This window comes from Paraglaciecola sp. (genome assembly GCF_030730205.1).
Taxonomy (GTDB): Bacteria; Pseudomonadota; Gammaproteobacteria; order Enterobacterales; family Alteromonadaceae; genus Paraglaciecola.
Genome location: NZ_JANQVQ010000172.1, coordinates 18602 through 44442 on the forward strand (window position 1 = coordinate 18602; position 25841 = coordinate 44442).

The 25841-nt window shown below is 39.1% G+C and carries 27 protein-coding genes; 4 read left to right on the plus strand and 23 right to left on the minus strand.

The window, feature by feature from the left end:
• From NWQ57_RS11735 to rpmH, 23 genes are all read right to left on the minus strand, one after another.
• On the minus strand, nt 1–345 hold the full coding sequence (locus NWQ57_RS11735; protein WP_306022337.1) for a hypothetical protein: 345 nt from the start codon (nt 343–345) through the stop codon (nt 1–3).
• Between the two features lie 252 nt (nt 346–597).
• On the minus strand, nt 598–1014 hold the full coding sequence (locus tag NWQ57_RS11740; protein ID WP_306022338.1) for a F0F1 ATP synthase subunit epsilon: 417 nt from the start codon (nt 1012–1014) through the stop codon (nt 598–600).
• 46 nt (nt 1015–1060) lie between these two features.
• Nucleotides 1061–2446, minus strand: coding sequence for a F0F1 ATP synthase subunit beta (gene atpD / locus NWQ57_RS11745; protein WP_306022339.1), 1386 nt, complete (start codon nt 2444–2446; stop codon nt 1061–1063).
• Between the two features lie 31 nt (nt 2447–2477).
• On the minus strand, nt 2478–3338 hold the full coding sequence (gene atpG / locus NWQ57_RS11750) for a F0F1 ATP synthase subunit gamma (protein ID WP_306022340.1): 861 nt from the start codon (nt 3336–3338) through the stop codon (nt 2478–2480).
• A 61-nt stretch (nt 3339–3399) separates the two neighbouring features.
• On the minus strand, nt 3400–4941 hold the full coding sequence (gene atpA, locus NWQ57_RS11755; protein ID WP_306022341.1) for a F0F1 ATP synthase subunit alpha: 1542 nt from the start codon (nt 4939–4941) through the stop codon (nt 3400–3402).
• Nucleotides 4942–4953: 12 nt separating this feature from the next.
• The gene (atpH, locus tag NWQ57_RS11760) at nt 4954–5487 is read right to left on the minus strand and encodes a F0F1 ATP synthase subunit delta (RefSeq protein ID WP_306022342.1); all 534 of its coding nucleotides are present in this window, start codon (nt 5485–5487) and stop codon (nt 4954–4956) included.
• A gap of 14 nt (nt 5488–5501) precedes the next feature.
• Nucleotides 5502–5972 carry a F0F1 ATP synthase subunit B gene (gene atpF, locus NWQ57_RS11765; RefSeq protein ID WP_306022343.1) on the minus strand — a complete coding sequence of 157 codons (471 nt, stop codon included), beginning with the start codon at nt 5970–5972 and terminating at the stop codon, nt 5502–5504.
• A 39-nt stretch (nt 5973–6011) separates the two neighbouring features.
• Nucleotides 6012–6260, minus strand: coding sequence for a F0F1 ATP synthase subunit C (gene atpE, locus NWQ57_RS11770; RefSeq protein WP_008842484.1), 249 nt, complete (start codon nt 6258–6260; stop codon nt 6012–6014).
• Between the two features lie 133 nt (nt 6261–6393).
• Nucleotides 6394–7206 carry a F0F1 ATP synthase subunit A gene (atpB, locus tag NWQ57_RS11775; protein ID WP_306022344.1) on the minus strand — a complete coding sequence of 271 codons (813 nt, stop codon included), beginning with the start codon at nt 7204–7206 and terminating at the stop codon, nt 6394–6396.
• A gap of 45 nt (nt 7207–7251) precedes the next feature.
• Nucleotides 7252–7659, minus strand: a complete 408-nt coding sequence (locus NWQ57_RS11780; RefSeq protein ID WP_306022345.1) for an ATP synthase subunit I — start codon at nt 7657–7659, stop codon at nt 7252–7254.
• Nucleotides 7660–7820: 161 nt separating this feature from the next.
• Nucleotides 7821–8681: a ParB/RepB/Spo0J family partition protein gene (locus tag NWQ57_RS11785; RefSeq protein ID WP_306022346.1), complete on the minus strand. Its 861-nt coding sequence runs from the start codon at nt 8679–8681 to the stop codon at nt 7821–7823.
• 40 nt (nt 8682–8721) lie between these two features.
• Nucleotides 8722–9510, minus strand: a complete 789-nt coding sequence (locus NWQ57_RS11790) for a ParA family protein (protein ID WP_306022347.1) — start codon at nt 9508–9510, stop codon at nt 8722–8724.
• 69 nt (nt 9511–9579) lie between these two features.
• Nucleotides 9580–10218: a 16S rRNA (guanine(527)-N(7))-methyltransferase RsmG gene (rsmG, locus tag NWQ57_RS11795; RefSeq protein WP_306022348.1), complete on the minus strand. Its 639-nt coding sequence runs from the start codon at nt 10216–10218 to the stop codon at nt 9580–9582.
• A complete protein-coding gene (mnmG, locus tag NWQ57_RS11800) occupies nt 10218–12131 on the minus strand; it encodes a tRNA uridine-5-carboxymethylaminomethyl(34) synthesis enzyme MnmG (protein WP_306022349.1) in 1914 nt (637 codons plus the stop codon). Before mnmG ends, rsmG begins: the two co-directional genes overlap by 1 nt.
• A 573-nt stretch (nt 12132–12704) precedes the next feature.
• Nucleotides 12705–13523, minus strand: a complete 819-nt coding sequence (locus NWQ57_RS11805) for an ATP-binding protein (protein ID WP_306022350.1) — start codon at nt 13521–13523, stop codon at nt 12705–12707.
• Between the two features lie 39 nt (nt 13524–13562).
• Nucleotides 13563–14228 carry a DnaT-like ssDNA-binding domain-containing protein gene (locus tag NWQ57_RS11810; protein WP_306022351.1) on the minus strand — a complete coding sequence of 222 codons (666 nt, stop codon included), beginning with the start codon at nt 14226–14228 and terminating at the stop codon, nt 13563–13565.
• A gap of 19 nt (nt 14229–14247) precedes the next feature.
• On the minus strand, nt 14248–14691 hold the full coding sequence (mioC, locus tag NWQ57_RS11815; protein ID WP_306022352.1) for an FMN-binding protein MioC: 444 nt from the start codon (nt 14689–14691) through the stop codon (nt 14248–14250).
• 76 nt (nt 14692–14767) lie between these two features.
• Complete coding sequence (mnmE, locus tag NWQ57_RS11820; RefSeq protein ID WP_306022353.1) at nt 14768–16150, minus strand: tRNA uridine-5-carboxymethylaminomethyl(34) synthesis GTPase MnmE; 1383 nt, start codon at nt 16148–16150, stop codon at nt 14768–14770.
• A gap of 8 nt (nt 16151–16158) precedes the next feature.
• Nucleotides 16159–16641 carry a YajQ family cyclic di-GMP-binding protein gene (locus NWQ57_RS11825; RefSeq protein ID WP_306022354.1) on the minus strand — a complete coding sequence of 161 codons (483 nt, stop codon included), beginning with the start codon at nt 16639–16641 and terminating at the stop codon, nt 16159–16161.
• Nucleotides 16642–16754: 113 nt separating this feature from the next.
• Nucleotides 16755–18395 (minus strand): membrane protein insertase YidC, encoded by a 1641-nt coding sequence (yidC, locus tag NWQ57_RS11830; protein WP_306022355.1) that lies wholly within the window; start codon nt 18393–18395, stop codon nt 16755–16757.
• 101 nt (nt 18396–18496) lie between these two features.
• A complete protein-coding gene (gene yidD, locus NWQ57_RS11835; RefSeq protein WP_306022356.1) occupies nt 18497–18745 on the minus strand; it encodes a membrane protein insertion efficiency factor YidD in 249 nt (82 codons plus the stop codon).
• Nucleotides 18715–19068, minus strand: a complete 354-nt coding sequence (rnpA, locus tag NWQ57_RS11840; protein WP_306022357.1) for a ribonuclease P protein component — start codon at nt 19066–19068, stop codon at nt 18715–18717. Before rnpA ends, yidD begins: the two co-directional genes overlap by 31 nt.
• A gap of 14 nt (nt 19069–19082) precedes the next feature.
• Nucleotides 19083–19217 carry a 50S ribosomal protein L34 gene (rpmH, locus tag NWQ57_RS11845; RefSeq protein ID WP_007615483.1) on the minus strand — a complete coding sequence of 45 codons (135 nt, stop codon included), beginning with the start codon at nt 19215–19217 and terminating at the stop codon, nt 19083–19085.
• 595 nt (nt 19218–19812) lie between these two features.
• On the opposite strand from rpmH, the gene dnaA reads away from it, so the two are divergent.
• Genes dnaA through gyrB form a run of 4 tightly spaced genes read left to right on the plus strand, consistent with a single transcriptional unit; the run spans nt 19813 to nt 25813 of the window.
• Nucleotides 19813–21138, plus strand: coding sequence for a chromosomal replication initiator protein DnaA (gene dnaA / locus NWQ57_RS11850; RefSeq protein ID WP_372340917.1), 1326 nt, complete (start codon nt 19813–19815; stop codon nt 21136–21138).
• An 18-nt stretch (nt 21139–21156) separates the two neighbouring features.
• Nucleotides 21157–22263, plus strand: coding sequence for a DNA polymerase III subunit beta (gene dnaN, locus NWQ57_RS11855; protein ID WP_306022359.1), 1107 nt, complete (start codon nt 21157–21159; stop codon nt 22261–22263).
• A gap of 27 nt (nt 22264–22290) precedes the next feature.
• Nucleotides 22291–23388 (plus strand): DNA replication/repair protein RecF, encoded by a 1098-nt coding sequence (gene recF / locus NWQ57_RS11860; protein WP_306022360.1) that lies wholly within the window; start codon nt 22291–22293, stop codon nt 23386–23388.
• Between the two features lie 4 nt (nt 23389–23392).
• The gene (gyrB, locus tag NWQ57_RS11865; protein ID WP_306022361.1) at nt 23393–25813 is read left to right on the plus strand and encodes a DNA topoisomerase (ATP-hydrolyzing) subunit B; all 2421 of its coding nucleotides are present in this window, start codon (nt 23393–23395) and stop codon (nt 25811–25813) included.
• Nucleotides 25814–25841: the final 28 nt, after the last annotated feature.

Consider the following 25841-nt stretch of genomic DNA (forward strand, 5'->3'; position numbering starts at 1 on the left):
TTAGGGTGTACAGTCTTTTACCAAGGTGACCACATGGTCTTTAACCCTGTCGTTCTCATCAAACTCGATCGACAATCGTATACATTGAGGTCGCTGATTGTCTGGGAGAAGCTTTTCTACATTTGCATGTAGTTCATCACCAGTATAAGTCGCTTCTTTATCAAGCGCATAAACCCACTCAAACACTTTGGTTTTATCAGGCCCAACCAAAATCATAATTTCAGCCTGCTTGTCCCAATAGTTTATCCTCTCGATTGTATGTTGGTCTGTTTTGGTACAGGAAAAAACACTAAGAATGCCGCTAAATATAATCAAGGTAGGAAAAGAGAAATATTTTATCTTCATAAAAGTACGTCCTGTCTGTTATGGCCTAGCTATTACCTTAAAGTAAATATCACAAATTTACTCTTAATTTTAGATAAAATTTGTTCTTATTAGGTCATTAATCTTCGCAAACATGAGACATATTTGTTAATACCTAAGGGCAGAGAATTACCGTAAAAATTGTAAGTGAGCATTCGTTATGCTTGAAACAAAAAACCCGACATAAGTCGGGTTTCACATGAAACAATGTATGAGTAAGCTCAGTGACTTTAATTATTTACGTAGTTTTTGAATTAATCGTAACTGCGCGATTGCTTCAGCTAACTCAATAGCTGCCTCAGCATAATTAAAATCAGCACTTGGGTTAGCAATATGCTCTTCTGCACGTTTTTTAGCTTCGATAGCCGCTTGTTCGTCCAAGTCTTCAGCACGTATCGCGGTATCAGCTAATACAGTGATATGGCCAGGTTGAACTTCAAGCACACCACCAGCGATGTAGATCATTTCTTCTACACCGAATTGCTTTACTAAACGAACCATACCAGGTTTCAAGGTAGTTAATAAAGGTGCGTGGCCAGGATTTACTCCTAGTTCACCTTCACTACCAGTGACTTGAATAGACTCGACTAAGCCTGAAAAAATACTATCTTCAGCGCTTACTACATCTAGTTGTACTGTCATAGCGTCCATTAAACCTCCCGATCTGATTGAGTAAAAACGTATCTAAGGATACGTTTTACATCTTTTTCGCTTTTTCAGAGGCTTCTTCTATCGAACCTACCATGTAAAAAGCTTGTTCTGGAAGGTGATCATATGAACCTTCTAGAATGCCTTTAAAACCGTTGATAGTATCTTTCAAAGAGACATACTTACCAGGAGAACCAGTAAATACCTCGGCTACGAAGAAAGGTTGAGACAAGAACCGCTGAATTTTACGCGCTCTTGATACCGACAATCTGTCTTCTTCAGACAATTCATCCATTCCCAAAATCGCAATAATGTCTTTAAGCTCTTTATAGCGTTGTAATACTGACTGTACACCACGTGCTGTACTATAATGCTCTTGTCCAATAACAAGTGGATCAAGTTGACGTGAAGTAGAAGCCAAAGGGTCAACCGCTGGATAAATACCTAAAGAAGCGATATCACGCGACAATACTACAGTTGCATCTAAGTGAGCAAAGGTCGTAGCAGGTGATGGATCCGTTAAGTCATCCGCTGGTACATATACCGCCTGAACAGAGGTAATTGAACCTGTTTTGGTTGATGCGATACGCTCTTGAAGTACACCCATCTCTTCTGCAAGAGTAGGCTGATAACCTACCGCTGACGGCATACGACCTAACAATGCTGATACTTCTGTTCCAGCAAGGGTATAACGGTAGATGTTATCTACGAAGAACAATACATCACGGCCTTCATCACGGAATTTCTCAGCCATGGTTAAACCAGTTAATGCTACGCGCAAACGGTTGCCAGGAGGCTCATTCATTTGACCATAAACCAATGATACTTTGTCAAGTACGTTGGATTCGTTCATTTCATGATAGAAATCGTTACCTTCACGAGTACGCTCACCTACACCAGCAAATACAGAATAACCACTGTGTTCGATAGCGATGTTACGAATAAGCTCCATCATGTTTACGGTTTTACCCACACCGGCACCACCGAACAAGCCCACTTTACCACCCTTAGCGAACGGACAAACTAAGTCGATAACTTTGATGCCTGTTTCAAGTAGTTCAGTCGAGTTTGATTGCTCTTCATAAGTAGGCGCTGCTCGGTGAATAGACATACGCTCTTCTTCACCGATGGGACCTGCTTCATCAATAGGGTTACCTAATACGTCCATAATACGACCTAAGGTTGCTTTACCCACTGGAACCATAATTGATTCACCAGTGTTCACAACCGCAAGACCACGACGTAAACCATCAGTAGTACCCATGGCGATTGTTCTAACAACGCCACCACCTAGTTGTTGTTGCACTTCTAGGGTCAAACCTTGCAAATCACCTTCTGTGATACGCAATGCGTCATATATTTTTGGAACCGAATCCTGTGGAAATTCGATATCCACAACGGCGCCAATGATTTGGACGACCTTACCTTGACTCATGTTAATTCCTCTTAAATTCGTAAATCTTTGCCTACACCGCTGCCGCACCAGCAACAATTTCACTGATTTCTTGAGTGATTGCTGCTTGACGAGCTTTGTTATATATCAACTGCAAGTCTTCAATAATATCACCCGCATTATCTGTTGCAGCTTTCATAGCAACCATACGAGCGGCCTGCTCAGACGCAGAGTTTTCAACTACGCCCTGATATACTTGGGATTCTACGAAACGAACCAGTAATCTATCTAAAATAGGTTTTGGATCGGGCTCATAAATATAATCCCAACGATGTTGTAACGCTTTCTCATCTGATTTAGGCAAAGGCAACAATTGCTCAATCTGCGGCGCCTGGCTCATGGTATTTACAAATTTATTGAATACCAAAAACAAGCGATCGATTTTACCTTCGTTAAATGCCGACAACATGATTCGCACTAAGCCAATAATATCTTTGACTGTAGGAGCATCTCCAATACCAGATTCAGCAGCAACTACACTACCTCCAAATCGATTGAAAAAGGCACAAGCCTTAGAGCCTAGTGCTGCAAAATCTACCTGCACACCTTGATCACGCCATTTCTTTGCATCTTTAATAACCAATTTGAATTCATTGGTGTTTAATCCACCACACAATCCACGATCGGTTGAAATGACAATATAACCCACGCGTTTTACTTCGCGTTCTTCCAAGTAAGGATGGCGATATTCAAGGTTCGCATTGGCTAAGTGACCAATTACGCTGCGAATATTCTCAGCATAAGGACGACTTGAAGCCATCCGGTCTTGTGCCTTTTTCATTTTAGAAGCGGCAACCATTTCCATAGCGCTGGTGATCTTTTGCGTATTTTTAATACTGCCGATCTTACCTTTTATCTCTTTACCGCTGGCCATAGTTCTATCTCCGATTATTCAACTGAGTTGCTTCTGAGCTAGGCACAGAAGCAACAATTGACTACCACGTTTGCGTTGCTTTAAATTTAGTTAAAGCTTCACTTAATGTGGCTTCAATTTCACCATTGAAATTACCAGTTTTATTAAGATTTCCCATAAGCTCAGCATATTCACTGTTCATGTAAGAGTGTAAGGCAGCTTCAAAATCTAGGATTTTTCCTAGTTCGATATCCTTCAAATACCCTTTTTCAACAGCGAATAAAGAAACCCCCATATCACCCACCGAAAGTGGTGCGTATTGGTTTTGTTTCATTAATTCCATTACTCGCTCACCGTGTTCTAATTGAGCACGAGTAGCGTCATCAAGGTCAGAAGCGAACTGCGAGAAAGCTGCTAATTCACGATACTGAGCCAAGGCTAAACGTATACCGCCACCTAGTTTTTTGATGATTTTAGTTTGAGCTGCACCACCAACACGAGATACCGAAATACCTGCGTTAACTGCAGGACGAATGCCTGAGTTAAACAAGTCAGTTTCTAAGAAAATCTGACCGTCAGTGATAGATATTACGTTAGTGGGTACGAAAGCTGATACGTCACCGGCTTGTGTTTCAATAATAGGTAAGGCCGTTAAAGAACCAGTTTTACCTGTTACTTCACCTTTAGTGTAACGTTCTACGTATTTTTCATTAACACGTGCTGCACGCTCCAGTAAGCGAGAGTGTAAATAAAATACGTCACCAGGATACGCTTCACGACCTGGTGGACGACGTAATAGTAACGAGATCTGACGATAAGCAACTGCTTGCTTAGACAAATCATCATATACGATTAGCGCATCTTCACCACGATCGCGGAAGTATTCACCCATAGTACAACCAGAATAAGGCGCTAAGTATTGTAATGCGGCAGATTCTGAAGCAGATGCGGCAACAACAATAGTATGGGCTAGGGCACCATGCTCTTCTAATTTACGTACTACGTTAGCAATTGTTGACGCCTTTTGGCCTATTGCGACATAAATACATTTAACACCAGAATCTTTTTGATTGATGATGGCATCGATTGCTAAAGCAGTTTTACCTGTTTGGCGGTCACCGATAACTAACTCACGCTGACCACGACCAACAGGGATCATAGCATCAACAGATTTATAACCTGTCTGAATGGGTTGGTCTACAGATTGACGTTCGATAACGCCAGGTGCGATTTTTTCTACTGGTTCAAAACCATCTGCTTCAATCGCGCCTTTACCATCAATAGGGGCACCTAGTGTATTAACTACACGACCTAATAATTTAGGTCCTACAGGTACTTCTAATATGCGGCCTGAAGATTTAACTTTAGTGCCTTCTTGAAGATCCGCATAGGGACCCATAACTACCGCACCTACAGAATCTCTCTCTAGGTTTAATGCGATAGCGTAACGATTACCAGGAAGCTCAATCATTTCTCCTTGCATAACATCTGCAAGGCCATGAATACGGATGATACCGTCGGTTACACCAACAATGGTACCTTCATTACGAGCTTCACTTACTACTTGAAACTGATCAATTCGTTGTTTAATCAGTTCTGCAATTTCAGTGGAATTCAGTTGCATGCTCTTTCCCCGCTATGCTTGTAACGCGTCTGCGAGACGGTTTAATTTACTTCGTAGTGAACCATCAATAACTGTATCACCGGCTTTAATAATAGCACCGGCAATCAGTGTAGGATCCACGCTACAATTCAGCTTAACTTTACGTGCTAGACGTTTTTCTAATGCATTACCAATAGAAGTTTGTTGTGCTTTCAAAAGCTTTGTTGCTGACACAAGTTCAACATCAATTTCTTTATCTAGGTCAGCTTTGAGCTGATTAAACAATTCAAATATTTCTGGTAACGCATCTAGACGTCTGTTTTCAGCCAAAACTTGAATTAAGTTTTGACCCTGTTTGTCGAGTTGTTCGCCACATACGCCATTAAATATTTCAGCCAATTTCTGAGCAGCAACTGCACCGGTCAACAGACCCTTGATGCTTTCGTCTTTAGCTACTTCAGAGGCAAACATAAGCATGTCTTGCCAATGACTTACCGCCTTGTGTTCAACGGCATATTCAAACGCTGCTTGGGCATAAGGGCGAGCAATGGTAGTCAATTCAGACATAGCTCATGTACCCCTTATAGCTCAGCGACAAGTTTTTCAACTATGTCACTTTGTGCTGCTGCATCAATTTCACGCTCTAAGATTCGTTCTGCTCCGGCAATCGCTAACAAACCAACTTGCTTGCGCAAATCTTCTTTAACACGATTACGTTCCGCTTCTACCTCAGAGTATCCTTGCGCGATAATTTTTTCGCGTTCGGAGTGACCACGTTGCGTTTCTTCGTCAACAATTTGTGACCCACGCTTTTTGGCCTGCTCAATAATTTCAGCCGCTTGCACTTTGGCTTCTTTTAACTGTTCAGCCGCTTTATGCTGTGCTAGTTCGAGATCTTGTTCACCTCGTTCTGACGCAGCTAAGCCGTCTGCTATTTTTTGTTGGCGTTCTTCAATAGCGCCCATAATGGGAGGCCATACAAACTTCATGCAGAACCACACGAAGAATATAAATGCTATTAATTCGCCAAGTAGAGTGGCATTGATATTCAAAACCGCTCCTCCTCTATTCGTTAATGGGTAGTAAGGTGCTTATACAGCAAACTTGGCGCTTTCAACGAATAATAGGAAAAGGGCAATAGCCACACCGATCATCGCGATAGCGTCAATAAGACCCGCTACGATAAACATCTTTACTTGTAGGGTAGGAGCAAGTTCTGGTTGACGAGCAGCAGATTCAAGGAACTTGCCACCTAGTATACCAAATCCGATTGCCGGACCTAGTGCACATAGACCAATCAAAATGCCTACTGCGATATATAAATTACCTAAGATTTCCATAGATTTTCACCTTTGAGTTGAAGTTAAAGTTAAAGTTTAAAAAATAACACGTAAAAAAGTTTGTAAGGCGTCCGTGCCGACCCTCAAACAGCCAGTATTTGAGGTGACTCTTGTCATATAAATTAAATGGTAATTAGTGTTCTTCACTAGCAAGACTTAGATACACGATAGTCAACATCATGAATATAAAGGCTTGTAAAGGAATAACCAGTAAGTGGAACGCTGCCCAAATAAAGTGTAACGGCAATTGCCATAAACCAATGGTGCCTGCGATAAGAATAAATATAAGTTCGCCAGCATACAGGTTACCGAATAAACGCAAAGACAAAGACAAGGGTTTAGCAATTAGAGAAACAAGCTCTAGTATAAAGTTAAACCAATACAACCATGGTGTATTGAAAGGGTGGGCGTACAACTCTTTCATGAAGCCGCCAAAGCCTTTAATTTTTATTGAGTAAAAAATCATTAACGCGAATACGCCTAAAGACAGAGCAAATGTCATGTTAACGTCAGTGGTCGGTACTACTTTCATGTATACATGAGATTGACCAGAGGCAATTGTTTCCATCGACTCACCAGCAATTAGCGCTGCAGCAGTTGGTAGAAAATCAACCGGGATTAAGTCCATCAAGTTCATTAGCAAAACCCAAACAAAAATGGTTAACGCTAAAGGGGCTATTAATGCACTTTTGCCGTGGTAAGTACTCTTAACGGTGTTGTCAACAAATTCAACCACTAGCTCAACGCAAGCTTGCCATTTACTTGGCACCCCCGTTGTTGCTTTTTTTGCTACTGCGCGAAAGCTTAGTATAAATACAAATCCCAAAATCACAGACCAAGCCAGCGTGTCAATGTGAAAAGTCCAAAAACCTTCACCGACAGCAGCATTAGTCAAGTGATGCTGAATATAACCACTAATGGTTTGTTCGCCACTTGTTCCTGCCATTTTTCCATCCAAATTTTAAAGTTAAAAAACGGTACTTCGGTCTCGTTATCGCTCAACTACTCGTGTTTTTTTAACGCGACTTACTAAAATAATAATGGGCCATTGCCCTAATAATACGATGGTGAAGCTCACCATGAGAGCCATAAGATCGACATTTTGCCATCGATAAATAAAAACAAATAAAACAATGGTTAAGATAAATTTTATTTTGCTACCTTTGTTAAAACTCCGCACTACTAGTTTATTTTGTCTAGCACCGGCATATCTGAAGGCAAAGTATGCATAAATCATACTGGGTAAAATTACAGAAACAGCACCATAAGCTGCTGATAAACCGCTATTTTTACCACCATAAAAGGTAAAAAAAAGAGCTATAACTATGGCTAGAATACTTTGATAAATAATGACTTTTCTAGCAAGCTTCTGCCCTTCTAGGACCAAACTAACTGCCATTTGATCCCTCTTAACAAATAAACCTTAACAAAAAGCGCCAAAAGTATACTTTACTGGCGCCAATTTACAACATCTATACCTGTTTTGTTAGGGTGATTGGATAATTACTAAGCAACTTACAACTTAACTTAGCTTAAGGAAAACTTAAATTGAGTCACTTTTTATTTTATGTGGCTTAAAATACCATCAAGTTGATCTAAACTTGAGAAGTTAATCACCAGTTTACCCTTTCCTTTAGCATTATGAGCAATGCTCACTGGAGCCCCTAGGTTTTCTGATAAGCTAGTTTCTAAACGCTGAACATCAGGATCCGGTTTTGTCTGCTCTTTCGGTTTGACCGGTTCAAGAAGTCGCCTAACCAAATTTTCAGTATCTCTAACGGTCAATCCTTTACCAGACACAATTTGCGCAGCTTCATTTTGCTGTTCACCTTGCAAAGACAACAGCGCACGGGCATGGCCCATCTCAATATCACCATGTTCAAGCAATAACTTTACATCTTCATTTAAATTATTGAGTCGTAGTAAATTGGTTACCGTGGTTCGAGATTTTCCTACCGCAGTTGCCACTTCTTGATGAGTTAATTCAAATTCAACCATTAAACGGTCTAATGCTTGTGCTTCTTCCATCGCATTTAGGTCTTCTCGCTGTATATTTTCGATCAATGCGATAGCGACGGCAGCTTCATCAGGAACGTCTTTAATTAAACAAGGGATCACATCTAGACGTGCTATTTGTGATGCACGCCAGCGACGCTCTCCAGCGATAATTTCATACTTTTGCTCACTGATTTGCCGCACAACAATCGGTTGAATAACACCTTGTGAACGAATCGAGGCAGCTAAATCCTCTAAGGCGTCTGAAGACATATCCTTTCGGGGTTGATATTTTCCTGGCTGTAAAAATTCTACAGGGATCTTACGTAATTCACCTTCTTGTTCAGGGGCTTGATTATTAGATGATTGACTGGTTGCTAATAGCGCATCAAGGCCACGACCTAAACCTCGTTTTTTAACCGACATAGATTCCTCTATTCTATTTATTGACAACTTAGCAGCTAAATTAGCTTACCTTTGTTGATACATTTGCTTTACTACGACGAAGAATCTCTCCGGCTAAAGCTAAGTAGGCTTTAGCACCTGTTGATGATTTGTCATAGTACATGGCGGGAGTCCCAAAGCTAGGCGCTTCGGCCAATCTGACATTACGTGGAATAACAGTTCGATATACTTGTTCACCAAAATGTCGCTTAAGTTGCTCAGATACGTCATTGGCCAATCGATTACGAGGATCATACATGGTTCGCAGTACACCTTCGATTTTTAATTCGGGATTTACCACAGACGCCAACTTTTTAATGGTATCCATTAAGGCCGTAAGTCCCTCAAGCGCATAGTATTCACATTGCATTGGAACCAAAACAGAGTCTGCTGCCGCCATAGCATTAACCGTTAGTTGATTTAATGAGGGTGGGCAGTCAATAAAAATAAAGTCATAATAATTTTTAACGCAAGCCAATGCATTTCTTAATCGAACTTCTCGTGCAAAGACTTCCATCAATTTAATTTCAGCAGCGGTGATATCACTATTACCTGCGATTAAGTGATATTTACCAGAGGTTTCTTTAATTAACACTTCTTCGATGGGTTTTTCTTCAATCAGCAGCTCGTAACAGGTGTTTTCGACGGCATACTTATCAATACCGCTCCCCATGGTCGCATTGCCTTGAGGGTCTAAATCAATAAGCAAAACTTTGCGTTTAGTTGCAGCCATAGACGCGGCAACATTCACAGCGGTCGTGGTTTTACCAACCCCACCTTTTTGATTAGCAATTGCAATGATTTTACCCAAAATAGTTTTCCACTAACTTTTTAATTAACTACAACGTTGACTGATAAACTTAAAATAAAACCGATGAGATTATTTTTTTTGAATTTTTATAATATGCCGCTCGCCTACTAAATTCGGTACGCTTAATGCAATAATCTCCGTGATGTTAAAATCATCACCAATTTCTTTAAGCTCGTCCCTCGGTAATTGCCCTTTAAGAGCTAAAAATACACCTTGCGAATCTACCAGATGCTGACACCAGTGCAACATATCTTTTAATGAAGCGAAAGCTCTGCTGATTACACCTTGGATGTGTATAAGGGGTTGATAATCTTCTACTCGACTTTGAATTGGCTCAATATTATTTAACTTAAGTTCATAGGCAACCTGTTTCATAAAACGCACTCGTTTACCTAAGCTATCAAGTAACACAAAATATTTTTCAGGACACATAATGGCTAATGGAATACCAGGTAAACCTGGTCCTGTACCAACATCAATATAATTGTCTTCGGTCAAGAAGGGAGCAACCACAATAGAATCGACGATATGTTTGATTAACATTTGCTCAGGCTCTCGAACAGATGTGAGGTTATAAGCCTTATTCCATTTATGCATCAGCAATACATAAGCAACTAACTTTTCGACTTGTTCAACATTTGGCTGAATGTCGCTGTCTTTTAACACAGTATTGAGTTGTGCTATTAATTGTTCTTTTAACACTTCCATTAGGCTGAAATTCTACTTTTACTGTTTAAACTGCCAACAAGTAGGCCGTGTTTTTTCAAATACACAAGCAACAAAGAAACGGCTGCTGGGGTAACGCCAGATATACGTCCTGCTTTGCCGATGGTCTCTGGTCTAGCGTTTGTTAATTTTGCCACGACTTCGTTACTTAAACCTGATATTACTTTATAGTCAAAATCTAAGGGAATGAGGGTATCTTCATTTCGTAGCGTCTTAGCAATTTCTTCTTTTTGACGTTCGATATATCCCGCATATTTAATTTGAATTTCAACTTGTTCAGCGGCTTGAATATTGGCTATTTGTGGACCCAAAGATTCGATTTTCATTAAACGTTGATACGTCATTTCAGGACGTCGAATTAAATCTTCCAAGGTATTCTCACGAGTAACCGGGTTTTTCAATACTTGGTTTAATTCATTGACAGCTGGATGATGAGGGTGGATCCAAGTTGATCGCAAACGCTGGCTTTCTAATTCTATTGCTTCAAGTTTTTCATTAAATACTTGCCAGCGATGATCATCAACTAAACCTATTTTGCGACCTAACGCCGTCAAACGCATGTCAGCATTGTCTTCACGAAGCAATAAACGATATTCAGCACGGCTAGTGAACATTCGATAAGGCTCTTTGGTCCCCATGGTGGCCAGATCATCGATTAATACGCCCATGTAAGCTTCATCACGGCGTAAAGTGAACGAATCTTTATCCTGACTTGATAAAGCTGCGTTAGCACCGGCTACGAGGCCCTGAGCGCCTGCTTCTTCATAACCTGTTGTTCCATTGATTTGTCCCGCAAAAAATAAACCTTTGATAAACTTGGTCTCTAAACTCTGTTTCAGATCCCGTGGATCAAAGAAATCATATTCGATCGCATAACCTGGGCGAATGATGTGCGCATTTTCAAAACCTTTGATTGACCGAACCAAATTCATTTGAACATCAAAGGGGAGACTAGTCGAAATTCCATTTGGGTAAATTTCAATGCTATCCAAACCTTCTGGTTCAACAAATATTTGATGAGAATCTTTGTCTGCAAAACGGTGAATTTTATCTTCAATTGACGGACAGTACCGTGGGCCTATTCCCTCGATAACACCGGTATACATGGGAGAACGGTCAAGACCGCCACGAATTATTTCATGGGTGCGTTCGTTTGTATAAGTAATATAACAAGGCACTTGTCGTGGATGATCACTGGTTTTTCCTAAAAATGAAAAAACCGGGATAGGGTCATCGCCATGTTGTTCTTGCATAGCAGTAAAATCTAAAGTTCTTGCGTCTAATCTTGCAGGGGTGCCTGTTTTCAAACGATCAACCCGAAAGGGTAGAGCACGTAAACGATCTGCAAGTGCGATCGAAGGTGGATCACCTGCTCTACCTCCCTTGTAATTATTCATTCCAATATGAATTGTTCCACCAAGAAAGGTTCCCACGGTAAGCACTACAGACTTCGCCTTAAACTTAAGGCCCATCTGGGTAACAACGCCAACAACCTGATCATTTTCCACAATCAGATCATCACAAGACTGCTGAAACAAGGTTAGATTAGCTTGATTTTCTAACATGTGTCTGATGCTTTTTCGGTACAAAGCCCGATCTGCTTGAGCTCGAGTTGCTCTTACTGCAGGCCCTTTACTTGAATTTAAAGTACGAAATTGGATCCCAGCCTGATCCGTCGCCAGTGCCATTGCACCACCTAAAGCATCAATTTCTTTGACTAAATGCCCTTTGCCGATCCCACCAATTGCTGGATTACATGACATTTGTCCTAATGTTTCAATATTGTGGGTTAACAATAATGTACTGACACCCATGCGAGCAGATGCTAACGCAGCTTCAGTGCCTGCGTGGCCTCCACCTACAACGATGACGTCAAATTGTTGCTGATAAAACATGATATGCCTCTTGGTAATATTCACCCACTCAAAACGGGCGCGTATTCTATATGTAAAAAGTCTTTTTTGAAATGCTTAAAAAATATTCAAAGTAACGATCCGATCATCTTTAATCTTTATATGATCTATTTGATCTTTACTTATTACTACTACTATTAGTAAAGCGATTTTCTGTGGATAAGGCATTATATGTTATTAAAATCAATTACTTAATTAGCATGTAAGTGTGTGTGTAAAGCTTGATCAACGCGGTATACACTGGGTGTAACCAGTGGTTTTATCCACAATGAAGATTATAGGTAATTGTATTAAGTGTATATGTACTGCTTATTAAGGTGTTATACATAATTTTATACACATAATTTTATAAGCGGTGATCTAGCTGTGAGTAAACTGTGATCGTCTGATCAAATTTGCTGATGTAGTATTAAAAGTATGATCGCAGTTCACACGACTGTAAAGCCTTATGACAGCGAGGTTTGACTTAAAAAATTAAGGAGGGTGCATATAACTGAAGGGATCAGTGATCAGTATTAGCTAGCATACTAGCGTGTTAACAGTGATCACCGATCATTATCTTACTTGATTGGGTCTGTATCCACTGTAGGCTGGTTTAGATTCTACTTGAGTAGGTATTATCTCTTTTCGACGGCTGGGACCAGAAAACTTAACTTTGTAAGTATCATATTCTTTAATTGATTCGAAACAATAACTGCCTAAGGCTTGTTCTAATTCAGCTAAGTTATGGTTGGTAATTAATATGCAATTTTTGTGATTAGCAAGTCTTTGTCGTAACAAATTACCAAGCCAACTTTGCGCATTTTTTTTCAGCGTGGTTTCATTTACACAAACTTCATCGAGTATTAATAAGTCAACGTCCAAGAGTTCTTGGTTAATTTCTCGAAATTTTTGTGCAACATTATCTTGTGCATTGTAGTCGTATGAAAAAAAGCGCATTTCTAGGATGCTTGATAGCTGTCGATACAATACAGATATCTCGAACTTTTCTATGAGTTCGTGAGCAATGGCTCCTGCAGTATGAGATTTTCCACGGCCGTAGTCGCCATAAAATATCATCATATGCGAACCACTTCTTCGCCAATTAATGTCCTCATGAGCAGCAATAAAAGACTTGGCAATGCTAACGGCTTCAATAACGTCTTCACTGTCTTCAATTAGATTTGCAAAGGTCCAACTGGAGTTTAAATCTGAGCGTCCCTGAATAGACTGAATACGATGCTTTTTGCTTTCTTGTTGCATTAACCTAACATCTCGATTGGCTAACGCTTCGTACTCTGTCCGCAAAGATTGGTAGTCGGTATATTTATCAGGGATATACTGACGGCCTAATGCTTTACCTAATTGCTGAATTTTATTCTTGATATTATCCACAGAATTTACAATCCAAAATTTAATGGGTTAAAAGGGCATTTAGTTAGATTTTATATTGCTAGTTTTACTGTATTTTTCAACTAACTTCTTGGCATTGTCGTCGGCCACTATTCCAGCTTTCACTGGTACCAATTGCTGACCTACTTTATGCACATTTTTAGTCCCATGGGCTAAACGTTTTCGCTTTAAATTAAAAACAAACTTTTGCGTCCATTGAAATTGGCTGAAATGACTTTCAGGCCGACTTAGCCAATAGGAGATAAACTCGCCTAATTCTTCTTCAGAATAGCGATAATCAATGATACCCATTAACTTTGCTAAGTCAGCGAGTAAATTTTCATTTGGTTGCCAACCAGTATGCATGCTTTGCCATTCAATGTGCATTTTTGCATAATCATCTGGTGCTGTTAACATTAAAGGTAGCAACAGTACTTTGCCATTGAAGCTATGATTTAACTCTACTTCGCTTTTGAAGCTGACAAGGCCGACATTGAGTAATTCTTTTATTAAACTATTTATTTGCCGACCAAGGGTAAATTTTTCTTCTTTTGCATTCAGCAGTTTTATTAAATTTTTATAATTTAGAGCTTGAGTTATTCCGGTTTTATTATCTACAGAACCCTTCAAGCCCAATAAATATAGCACTCTGGCTTCATTACTGAGTGCTTGCTCTAAAGCACTTTGTTCAGCTTGGTTAATATTCATTGCGTAATTATAATGTGCATTAGGACAATGCTAGTGAAGGCAACATATTATTTAACCACTCAATAGCGACTTCTTCAGGAATGGGATGGGTTAAAACATCAATATGCAGTGCAGGAATAAGTAATTTGGCACCTGATTGAATTAATGTTTGTTCAAGCGTGTAAGCGCCATTGCAAAAAGTATCGTAACTACTATCGCCTAAACCAACCACCAAAAAGGAGAGCCCATTTAAATCTTGCTCACTGATTTGTGTAGCAAAATGCTGGATATTATCGGGTAAGTCACCAGCACCATGCGTAGAGGTACAAATTAACCAAATGCTGTCTTTAGCAATATCTGCATAATTTGGGACGAGATGGATGAGTGAACTGTGACTGTGGTCTTTTAATGTATCAGCCAAGGCATCAGCGACATATTCGCTAGCACCTAATACACTCCCTACAATGATGTCAAACCTTGCCATTATTTTGTCTTCTTACACTCTGTTTGGTTAATTGTACCTTGCTTGAAGTGCAGGCACTATGTTGGTGTAGATATAATTACTTGCCGATGCAAAAAGAAGAAAAAATCTTACCTAATAAATCATCTGAGCTAAATTCTCCGGTGATTTGATTAAGCTGATCTTGAGTTAAGCGCAATTCTTCTGCTAATAGTTCACCCGCTAGGTGTTCCTCAAGCTGCTGTTTTCCAAGGTACAAATGCTCTGCTGCTCGCTCAATGGCATCTAAGTGGCGACGTCGAGCGATAAACTGTCCTTCATTGTTGCTGTTAAAACCTATACAGGCTTTTAGGTGTCCTGTGAGTAACGAAATTCCATTACCATCATTTGCTGAAATCGATATGACCGGATACTCGCCTTCTTCGTTAATACCTACCGCTTCACCGGTTAAATCAATTTTATTACGAATGACAGTAAGTCCAATATTGCTAGGAATTTTTTGAAAAAATTCTGGCCAAATTAACTGTGGATGAGTGTGGAGGGTATCCGTACTATCGAGCATAAACAGAACACGATCTGCCTGTTCTATTTCAAGCCACGCCCTTTCAATGCCTATTTTTTCAACCTTATCAGGGCTATCACGTAAACCTGCGGTATCAATAATATGAAGGGGCATACCATCTATATGTATGTGTTCTTTAAGTACATCTCGAGTTGTGCCTGCGATATCTGTAACAATTGCTGCTTCACGGCCGGCGAGGGCATTAAGTAAACTAGATTTTCCAGCATTAGGCTTTCCAGCAATAACGACCCGCATGCCTTCTCGTAATAAGGTGCCTTGTTTCGTTTGCCGTCTTAATTGTTCGAATGAACTAATAATGGCAGATAAATCAGCCTGAATTTTGCCATCACTTAAAAAATCAATTTCTTCTTCAGGAAAATCAATAGCAGCTTCTACGTACATGCGTAAATGAATGACTTGTTCAACAAGTTGATGAATTTGTTGAGAAAATTGGCCTTGCAATGATCGTAATGCACCCTTTGCTGCTTGCTCAGAGCTGGCATCTATTAAATCGGCTATCGCTTCAGCTTGTGCCAAGTCCAGTTTGTCATTTAAGAAGGCTCTTTCGCTGAACTCACCTGGTCTAGCAATACGAATATTGCCTAATTTAAGGATTGCTTGTAATAACATATCCAGCACAACTTGACCGCCATGGCCTTGCAATTCAAGTACGTCTTCGCCAGTGAACGAATTAGGGGCTTTAAAAAACAAGGCTATGCCTTGATCGATGAGTTGACCATCCTGATCTTTGAAACTCAAATATTCGGCTTTTCTTGTTTCTGGCAGTTTACCCAATACATGTTGGGCTACTGATTTAGCAAGATGTCCTGATATTCTTAGTATCCCCACTCCTCCTCGTCCTGGGGCCGTCGCTTGGGCAACAATGGTCTCTGTATCGAAAGCTGTAGTTGAGTTAGGCACGACTTAAATCAATCTCTAAAGTTGGTAAATTGCACGGGTTGATCTAAGTCTGCACCCTTAGCTAAAGCCATCACCTGTTGAAGATCATCTCGTTTTTTACCTGTGACTCTAACTTGTTCACCTTGAATTGAAGCTTGAACCTTTATTTTCGCTTCTTTAATCAGTTTAATTATTTTCTTACTTGTTGCTTGCTCAATTCCCTGTTTAAAAGCGATGGCTTGTTTGTATATTTTACCAATGTGTTGCACGTCTTTTTCTTCAAAAGCGGCCGTATCTACACCCCTTTTTACACAGGTACCACGCAAAATATCCAACATTTGACGCAATTGAAAATCATTGTCAGCTACCATAGTTACGATACTTTCTTTAAGTTCGAAGCTAGCATCAACGCCTCTAAAATCGAAGCGTGTTGTAATTTCTCTGTTTGCATTATCAACCGCGTTTTTTAATTCAACGAGATCTATTTCTGAAACGATGTCAAAAGAGGGCATGCTTGGTCCTATTGATTAAAGATACAGTACGCTTATTGTAAGCAAAAAAAAGCCCGTTTTATATCTTATTAATCGATATGCAACGGGCCTGATAATATTTATCTATCTATTTCTTATTTAGTTTGTAAGCCTCGTTTTTCCATTGAGGCATAAATAAACTTAGCTTGAACTAAAGTAATGACGTTACTGATTAACCAGTACAGAACTAAACCTGCTGGGAAAATAAAGAAGAATAAGCTCATGGCTACGGGCATAAACTGCATTATTTTTTGTTGCATAGGGTCTGTCATTGTCATGGGCTGAAGTTTTTGCAATAAGTACATTGATATGCCCGTTAAAATTGGCAAAACAAAGTAGGGGTCTTTTGCACTTAAGTCAGTGATCCAAAAAATAAAGTCTGCGTGACGTAACTCTACACTTTCTAATAATACCCAGTACAAGGCTAAGAATATTGGCATTTGGAATAGTAGAGGTAAGCAACCGCCCATAGGATTTACTTTATCTTTTTTATACAGCTCCATCATGGCTTGCTGCATTTTCTGCCTGTCATCACCAAAGCGTTCTTTCAAGGCATCCATTTTAGGTTTAAGTGCACGCATTTTAGCCATTGATTCGTATTGCTTTTTAGTCAGCCAGTACATGCTGCCCTTAACAATAATGGTAATAATGATGATGGCGTAGCCCCAGTTACCGACAATGCTATGGATATATTGCAACAACCAGAAGAGCGGCTTAGAAATCATCCACAAAAAACCATAATCAACGGTTAAATCTAGACCGCGGGCAATGCCAGCTAAGGTATCTTGATCTTTTGGACCGAGGTATAGAATACTATTGATTTCAGCTGTTTGACCTGGCTCTATCGTTACGACTTGCCCAGTAAAACCAATAACGGCATTCGTATTTTGCCTAACAGCACTATAAAGAGAATTTGTTTCATCTTGCGGGGGTACCCAGGCTGACACAAAATAATGTTCAATCATGGCGGCCCAGCCAGCCTTGGTTGTTTCGTTTAGTTTTTTGTCTGCAATATCATCAAAACCGTATTTTTTATATCGGTCTTCTTCTGTTGAATACGCGCCGCCTCGGTAGGTAGGCATGAACATACTGCCTTCACCCTCTACCATGCTCTGCTTTAATTGGCCAAACTGTTGGACCTGTTTGCTAGCCGATGAATTGTTAGTAACAACATAACTTACATCTATTCGATGGCTATTTTTGGCAAAAGTAAAGGTTTTAACAACCGTCATACCATTAGGTGCAGTGTATGTAAGAGGTATTGATAAACTATCACCAGTTAAGGTGTAACTGTCTTGTTCAGCTGAGTAAACAGGACGACTTTTGCTATCTGTACCATCACGTCCGACTAAACCACTCTGCGCAACATATAAATGCTCACCACTTGGCCTAAGTAAGCTGTAGGATTCAGAAGAGCCTTGGGTCAGTGGGAAATCGGCTAAATTAGCAGAAATCACGTCTCCACCTTTGGTATCAATTTCAAGTAATAAGGTGTCGGTAGTCACTGAAATGACTTTTTCACTGATAGCCGTCGTATTTGCAACACCCATTTGTTCTGGTGAAGTTACTTGAGGAGCGTCACTGTTTGTGACTACTGCGCCGTTACCATCTGTTTGAACCGTAGAAGGGGTCGTTTGTTCAACAGGTTTTGGGCCGTAATCAATTTGCCACTGTTGCCACAATAGAAAGCTGACCATTGCTAGGCCAATTAACAAAAAGCTGCGTTGGGATTCCATAAAGTACTCTAATTAACTACTCATTGATATTTGTGACTTTTTAAAAACAAACCACGTCGAATTAAATTTAAAATTAACCTTCCTTTAATAAGGGCAGTTTATTATTTATCACTATTTTTTTTGGGCACGGGATCATACCCGCCATCATTCATAGGATGACATCTTGAAATTCTTTTCATGCTTAGCCAGATACCGTTAACCATTCCATGTTCATTTATTGCTTCAATAGCATAATGTGAACAACTAGGATGGAATCTACAATGAGGACCAAGCATTGGAGAAATTAAAAGCTGATAACCTTTAATTAACCCTATTGGTATTATGCGCAACGCTGTGCTAATTTTTTCCATAACTTATTCAGTAAAGAAAACAGCTCTTGATTAGATAGTTTATCTAATCCACTCTTACCTACCACCACTATATCAATACTTGGTAACGATTGTCTCTGCAGTCTGAAGCTTTCTCTAATAATCCGCTTAAGTCTATTTCTGTCATGCGCTAGCTTGACGCGTTTTTTGGATATAGTAATGCCTAAACGAGGTACTGCACTTTCATTTTTGCGAGCGAGTAAAGTAAGTTGGGGTGAAACAGAGGGAATAGCGTTGTTGAACACATATTCAAAGTGGGTGGGAGTAAGTAGTCTTAGCTCCCGAGAAAAATGATTTTCACCCACCTTGGATAATTAAATTAAGCAGATAAACGAGCACGGCCTTTAGCACGGCGATTAGCTATAACCTTGCGGCCATTTTTAGTCGCCATACGGGCACGAAAACCGTGTGAACGCTTACGCTTTAAGTTGCTTGGTTGAAAAGTTCTTTTCATGGCCTAGTCCTGATACATAAGGTTGATGTAAATTCGAACACACACAGTGTAGTGCTCAAAAATGACGCTGAATAATAGAGATCACTTATACCTTTGTCAATCAAACATTGAGTATTTAATGAGTTAATGAGGGCTTAACATTTTGAAGCTTTTGAAAAAACGTCATAAATGACTGAAAAAGCGATAATTATCCACAGACTAATACTAATTATTTAAGTAATTTTATATATGTTGCCGTTTTTTAATTTACAGCGGGTTTAAATTTGTTTTATTGATTCGTTAATTTTGGTCTGAAAAAAGCATAAAAAAGATATACTAAACAGAGTGTTATACCAAAGTGTTTTTATATTCTATTAAATTTTGAATTCTTTGTTGCGCTTGGTGTATGAATAGCGAGATAATTCACAGCTTATTAGTCGCCGATGCAATTAGCGCTTAAAAAACAAACGACAAGATTTTTTTCTTTTTTATCACGATATTCGTATCTCTTTTAAATAGTCCACGTATTTATTGGGCTGGGGTCTTTTTTTAGATGTCACTATGGAATCAATGCCTAGAAAGGCTGCAGCAAGATTTACCTATTCAACAATTCAGTATGTGGATAAGACCACTTCAAGCAGAGCACAAAGATTCTCATTTGACGCTGTTTGCACCAAACCGTTTTGTGCTTGATTGGGTTAGAGATAAATACTTTACTCAAATTAATTCTTTGTTTACTGAATTTTGTGGGGGTGATGCTCCACAGCTGCGTTTTGAGGTTAAGCGTAGTGACAGTGCTTTCACCCGAGGTACTAGTTCGGCATTTGTACGTAATGATGATATGGGCAATAAACCAAATAACGCTTATAACAATGTTCAAAGTAAAGAAATACAGCCAGCAGCAGTACAAGCCAATGTACATAAAAGTAATGTTAATCTAACTTATAAATTTGAAAATTTTGTAGAAGGTAAGTCTAACCAGTTAGCTAGAGCTGCGGCACAACAAGTAGCTGATAATCCCGGTGGTGCTTACAACCCATTATTTATTTATGGCGGCACAGGTTTAGGTAAAACACATTTATTACATGCTGTAGGTAATGGCATCATCGATAAAAAGAAAGATGCGACGGTTGTATACATGCATTCAGAGCGTTTTGTACAAGATATGGTTAAAGCATTGCAGAACAATGCGATAGAAGAATTTAAACGTTATTACCGTTCTGTTGATGCATTACTAATTGATGACATTCAATTTTTTGCGAATAAAGAGCGCTCTCAAGAAGAATTTTTCCATACTTTTAATGCCTTACTTGAAGGTAATCAGCAAATTATTTTAACCTCTGACCGATATCCTAAAGAAATAGTAGGTGTTGAAGACCGATTAAAGTCTCGGTTCGGTTGGGGATTAACCATCGCTATTGAGCCTCCAGAATTAGAAACTCGAGTGGCAATACTTAAAAGAAAAGCGGTCGAAAATAAAATATTTTTACCAGATGAAGTTGCCTTCTTTATTGCTAAACGTTTACGTTCAAATGTAAGAGAATTAGAAGGAGCCTTAAATCGTGTAATAGCAAACGCGAACTTTACAGGTAGACCAATTACTATTGATTTTGTAAGAGAAGCCTTACGCGATTTGTTAGCCTTACAAGAAAAATTAGTCACAATAGATAATATTCAGAAAACAGTTGCTGAGTATTACAAAATTAAAATGGCTGATATATTGTCTAAGCGCCGTAATAGAAGTGTGGCTCGGCCTAGACAGATGGCGATGGCCTTATCAAAAGAATTAACCAATCATAGTTTGCCTGAAATAGGTGATGCTTTTGGCGGAAGAGACCACACGACAGTCTTACATGCGTGTCGTAAAATAGTTCAGCTACGCGAAGAAAGTCATGATATAAAAGAAGACTATCAAAATCTAATTCGTACATTATCTTCATAAAAATTCACGAGTAATAAGATGAAATTTAGCATCAGCAGGGAAAACTTCTTACAGCCTCTACAACTGGTATCCGGTGCAGTAGAGCGTCGCCATACGTTACCTATATTATCAAATATACTAATTAAAGTTAGTGATAGTTCACTTTGGCTAACGGGCACGGATTTAGAGGTAGAGTTAATTTCAAATGTCACGTTAACAGGTGATTTTTCAGAGGGTGAAATAACTGTACCAGCTAAAAAGCTAGTCGATATATGCAAGGGTTTGTCTGACAATTGCGAGATTGAATTTATTGTAGAGGGCAACAAAGCACTAATTCGCTCTGGGCGAAGTAAATACAGCTTATCTACCCTTTCTGCTGCTGACTATCCGAATTTAGAAGATTGGCAAGGTGAGCTTGAGTTTGAGATCTCTCAAAGTTCTTTAAAACGCTTAATTGACAGTACTCATTTTTGTATGGCTCAACAGGATGTCCGTTATTATTTAAACGGTATGTCCTTGGAAACTGAAGGTACAGTTATTCGTACTGTGGCAACTGATGGTCATCGCCTCGCATTATGCCGTTTAGAATACACGAGCTCACCACTTCAAAATAGACAAGTAATCATTCCTCGCAAAGGTGTATTAGAAATTTCGCGACTTATCGAAGACAGTGATAAACGCGTTAAGGTTCAAGTTGGTTCAAATCACATTCGCATTTTCTCTACTGATTTTATATTCACCAGTAAGTTGGTTGACGGTCGTTTTCCTGATTACAGAAGGGTACTGCCTAAAGACGGTGATAAAAATATCGAAGCGAGCAAGGACGTTTTAAAACATGCTTTTTCCAGAGCTGCTATTTTGTCTAATGAAAAGTTTAAGGGTGTACGATTAAATCTGTCTAGTAGTGAACTTAAGATTACTGCCAATAACCCAGAGCAAGAAGAGGCTGAAGAAATTGTTGATGTTGATTACGACGGGGATAAGTTGGAAATAGGTTTCAATGTAGCTTATCTTATTGACGTAATGAATGGTTTAACTAATTGTAATCAGGTAAAAATTACCTTAGCAGATTCTAATAGCAGTGCTCTGATCGAAGATGCAAATGATGACTCTGCATTGTATGTCATTATGCCGATGAGGCTGTAATCTAAAAGTGATGGTAAGTAAAAGTTTATGAAGCTGGACTTAGTCCAGGTAAACAGCTTTCGTAATATAAACGAACTTTCTATTGTCCCTGCAGAAAAATTAAATGTATTTTTCGGTGCGAATGGTAGTGGTAAGTCTTCTGTTTTAGAAGCGATTCATTATCTTGGTTTTGCCCGTTCTTTTAGAACCAATACACATAAAAATGTTATTCAACAGGGCAGTGAGGGATTCACTGTCTTCGGTATAGTGAGTGCAAAGGAGAGCATTTATAAGCTCGGTCTGAGTAGAAAATTAGACAATTCTTGTACTGTTAGTATTGATGGTGCAAAAACAAAATCAGCTGTTGAATTAGTTAGTTTATTGCCTGTACAAATATTCACTCCACAAAGCTCAGAGCTAATTATCGGTTCTCCTAAACTGAGAAGAAAATATCTTGATTGGGTATTGTTTCACGTGGAACCTGGTTTTGCTAAAGAGTTTGCCATTTATCGCAGATGTCTTTTACAACTCAATGCCATATTAAAAGATAAGCGATACTCAGAGAGCCTTAATACTGAACAGGATTATTGGATTGAACAGTTATGCCTTGTAGGTGAAAGACTAAGTTCTTTGCGCACAGAGTTGATGTCAGGTGAATTTCTTTCTTTTATTCAGTATAATTTACGAGAATTTTTGCCCGAATTTATCTTTGATTTTTCTTACTATAAAGGCTGGGAGAAAGACTTAAGTCTAAAAGAATCAATTTACAAAAATAGAGAAAGAGACAAAAGAACTGGTTTCGTCAGTTCTGGTTTTCATAAAGCCGACATAAGAATAAAAATAAATAGTGTAGCCGCAAACGAAGTGTTATCTCGCGGTCAATTGAGAATGTTAGTAGCGGCCATGCAGATAGCCCAGGCTCAGTATCTGTTCTCAAAAAACGAGAAGTCAGTTGTTTTTTTGCTAGATGATGTGGGTGCCGAATTAGACACAGATAAACAACAGCTATTTATTAATAGCTTAATTAATACTGGTTCTCAGTTGTTTGTTACTGCAATAGATAAAAATCAATTGGGCTATTTAGCTCAATACAGAGATAAAAAATTGTTTCACGTGGAACATGGCCAAGTGATAGAGGAGATTTAATCAAATGGCGCAAGAAAATGTTTATGATTCATCAAGTATAAAAGTTTTAAAAGGACTTGATGCAGTTAGAAAAAGACCAGGTATGTATATCGGCGATACAGATGATGGAACTGGTCTGCATCATATGGTATTCGAGGTTGTAGATAACTCAATTGATGAAGCGCTTGCCGGACATTGTAAAAACATAAATGTCAAAATCCATACCGATGGCTCCGTTTCAGTTAGAGATGATGGTAGGGGCATACCCACAGAAATGCATGAAGAAGAAGGTGTTTCTGCTGCGGAAGTTATCATGACAGTGTTACATGCTGGCGGTAAGTTTGATGATAACTCTTATAAAGTTTCTGGGGGTCTACACGGTGTAGGAGTTTCAGTTGTAAACGCTCTTTCAAAGAAATTGATGTTACAAATTCGTCGCGCGGGCAAATTGCATGAACAAGAATATCAACATGGTATCCCGCAAAAACCATTAACTATAATTGGTGACTCACAAAGCAACGGAACGAGTGTTAGGTTTTGGCCGAGTGAAAATACCTTTACTAACGTTCTATTTCATTACGATATATTGGCAAAAAGATTAAGAGAGCTATCTTTCTTAAATTCAGGCATTTGTATTATTTTAGAAGATGAACGCGATGGTAAAAAAGACAAATTTGAATATGAAGGCGGTATACGAGCCTTTGTTGAATACTTAAATCAGAACAAAACACCCATTCATCAAAAAGTATTTCATTTTAACTCTGAAAGAGATGATGGCATAACCGTTGAAGTTGCCATGCAATGGAATGATAGCTTCCAAGAAAATGTATTTTGTTTTACCAATAACATTCCTCAACGTGATGGTGGTAGCCATTTAGCAGGATTTAGAGGTGCGTTAACGAGAACTCTAAATACCTACATGGAAAAAGAAGCTATTGCGAAAAAAGCAAAAACAACGACAACTGGCGATGATGCTAGAGAAGGTTTAACTGCAGTAGTTTCGGTTAAAGTCCCTGATCCTAAATTTTCTTCGCAGACCAAAGATAAATTAGTATCTTCTGAAGTCAGGCCTGCTGTAGAAACAGTTATGGGTGAAAAACTTCAAGAATTTCTTTTAGAAAATCCTACTGAAAGTAAAATTATAGTGGGTAAAATAATTGACGCAGCACGGGCTAGGGAAGCCGCGCGTAAAGCAAGAGAGATGACTCGCAGAAAAGGTGCCTTAGACTTAGCTGGTCTACCCGGAAAGCTAGCTGACTGCCAAGAAAAAGATCCTGCTTTGTCTGAATTATATATCGTGGAAGGTGACTCAGCCGGTGGATCGGCTAAACAAGGGCGCAACCGTAAGAACCAAGCTATATTGCCATTAAAAGGTAAAATTCTTAACGTTGAAAAAGCTCGTTTTGATAAAATGTTGTCTTCTCAAGAAGTAGCAACATTAATTACTGCATTAGGTTGTGGTATAGGTCGAGACGAATATAACCCCGATAAACTACGTTATCATAAAATTATCATAATGACGGATGCCGATGTTGATGGTTCGCATATAAGAACCTTGTTACTGACTTTCTTTTATCGTCAAATGCCTGAGCTAATTGAGCGCGGATATATCTATATCGCACAACCTCCTTTATATAAGGCTAAAAAAGGTAAACAAGAGCAGTATTTGAAAGATGATGAATCACTAACTAAGTATTTGACTTCAATTGCACTCGACGATGCTTCTATTCATGTTAATGATCACGCGCCATCTATTACTGGTGTCGCTTTAGAAAAATTAGTCGCTCAATATCAAACAGCAGTCATCATGATTACACGGATGAGCCGATTAATTCCTAAAGTAATTCTCAATAAATTAGTTTACAGCGGTGTATTAGATATTGAAGATCTATCGAACCAAAGTAAATTAACGACTTTTGCTGAAGAATTTGTAAGTAGCTTAACCTCAGATGAAATAGATGGTGCTACGTATTCTTTTGAAATTAGACATAACAGTGAAAGAAATAATTATTACCTCACCATCATCATTCGTTTACATGGTATTGATACAGAGTACGTGCTTGACCAGGAATTTGTAGACTCTACAGAATACAAACGTATTAAGGAGTTAAACATATCGATAAATGGGCTCATTGAAGAGGGCGGTTATGTTAAGCGCGGTGAAAAAACCAAATCAATAAGTTCATTTGTTGATGCGATAGACTGGTTAATGGCTGAGTCTAAGCGTGGCCAATATATTCAACGCTATAAAGGACTGGGAGAGATGAATCCAAGTCAGTTGTGGGAAACCACAATGGATCCTATGAATCGTCGTATGTTACAAGTTACTGTTGAAGATGCCATAGGCGCCGACCTCTTGTTTACCACTTTAATGGGAGATCATGTTGAACCTAGAAGAGCATTTATTGAAGAAAATGCTCTAAAGGTAGCTAACTTAGACGTATAGTTTTAGTTCTCTATTTAAATTGGTTAAA

What these genes read in the sequence shown, in the direction of transcription:
- NWQ57_RS11735 (WP_306022337.1), bottom strand. Translation starts at nt 345, where the DNA reads ATGAAGATAAAATATTTCTCTTTTCCTACCTTGATTATATTTAGCGGC.
- NWQ57_RS11740 (WP_306022338.1), bottom strand. Translation starts at nt 1,014, where the DNA reads ATGGACGCTATGACAGTACAACTAGATGTAGTAAGCGCTGAAGATAGT.
- atpD (WP_306022339.1), bottom strand. Translation starts at nt 2,446, where the DNA reads ATGAGTCAAGGTAAGGTCGTCCAAATCATTGGCGCCGTTGTGGATATC.
- atpG (WP_306022340.1), bottom strand. Translation starts at nt 3,338, where the DNA reads ATGGCCAGCGGTAAAGAGATAAAAGGTAAGATCGGCAGTATTAAAAAT.
- atpA (WP_306022341.1), bottom strand. Translation starts at nt 4,941, where the DNA reads ATGCAACTGAATTCCACTGAAATTGCAGAACTGATTAAACAACGAATT.
- atpH (WP_306022342.1), bottom strand. Translation starts at nt 5,487, where the DNA reads ATGTCTGAATTGACTACCATTGCTCGCCCTTATGCCCAAGCAGCGTTT.
- atpE (WP_008842484.1), bottom strand. Translation starts at nt 6,260, where the DNA reads ATGGAAATCTTAGGTAATTTATATATCGCAGTAGGCATTTTGATTGGT.
- atpB (WP_306022344.1), bottom strand. Translation starts at nt 7,206, where the DNA reads ATGGCAGGAACAAGTGGCGAACAAACCATTAGTGGTTATATTCAGCAT.
- NWQ57_RS11780 (WP_306022345.1), bottom strand. Translation starts at nt 7,659, where the DNA reads ATGGCAGTTAGTTTGGTCCTAGAAGGGCAGAAGCTTGCTAGAAAAGTC.
- NWQ57_RS11785 (WP_306022346.1), bottom strand. Translation starts at nt 8,681, where the DNA reads ATGTCGGTTAAAAAACGAGGTTTAGGTCGTGGCCTTGATGCGCTATTA.
- rsmG (WP_306022348.1), bottom strand. Translation starts at nt 10,218, where the DNA reads ATGGAAGTGTTAAAAGAACAATTAATAGCACAACTCAATACTGTGTTA.
- mnmG (WP_306022349.1), bottom strand. Translation starts at nt 12,131, where the DNA reads ATGTTTTATCAGCAACAATTTGACGTCATCGTTGTAGGTGGAGGCCAC.
- NWQ57_RS11810 (WP_306022351.1), bottom strand. Translation starts at nt 14,228, where the DNA reads ATGAATATTAACCAAGCTGAACAAAGTGCTTTAGAGCAAGCACTCAGT.
- mioC (WP_306022352.1), bottom strand. Translation starts at nt 14,691, where the DNA reads ATGGCAAGGTTTGACATCATTGTAGGGAGTGTATTAGGTGCTAGCGAA.
- NWQ57_RS11825 (WP_306022354.1), bottom strand. Translation starts at nt 16,641, where the DNA reads ATGCCCTCTTTTGACATCGTTTCAGAAATAGATCTCGTTGAATTAAAA.
- yidC (WP_306022355.1), bottom strand. Translation starts at nt 18,395, where the DNA reads ATGGAATCCCAACGCAGCTTTTTGTTAATTGGCCTAGCAATGGTCAGC.
- yidD (WP_306022356.1), bottom strand. Translation starts at nt 18,745, where the DNA reads ATGGAAAAAATTAGCACAGCGTTGCGCATAATACCAATAGGGTTAATT.
- rpmH (WP_007615483.1), bottom strand. Translation starts at nt 19,217, where the DNA reads ATGAAAAGAACTTTTCAACCAAGCAACTTAAAGCGTAAGCGTTCACAC.
- dnaA (WP_372340917.1), top strand. Translation starts at nt 19,813, where the DNA reads ATGTGGATAAGACCACTTCAAGCAGAGCACAAAGATTCTCATTTGACG.
- dnaN (WP_306022359.1), top strand. Translation starts at nt 21,157, where the DNA reads ATGAAATTTAGCATCAGCAGGGAAAACTTCTTACAGCCTCTACAACTG.
- recF (WP_306022360.1), top strand. Translation starts at nt 22,291, where the DNA reads ATGAAGCTGGACTTAGTCCAGGTAAACAGCTTTCGTAATATAAACGAA.
- gyrB (WP_306022361.1), top strand. Translation starts at nt 23,393, where the DNA reads ATGGCGCAAGAAAATGTTTATGATTCATCAAGTATAAAAGTTTTAAAA.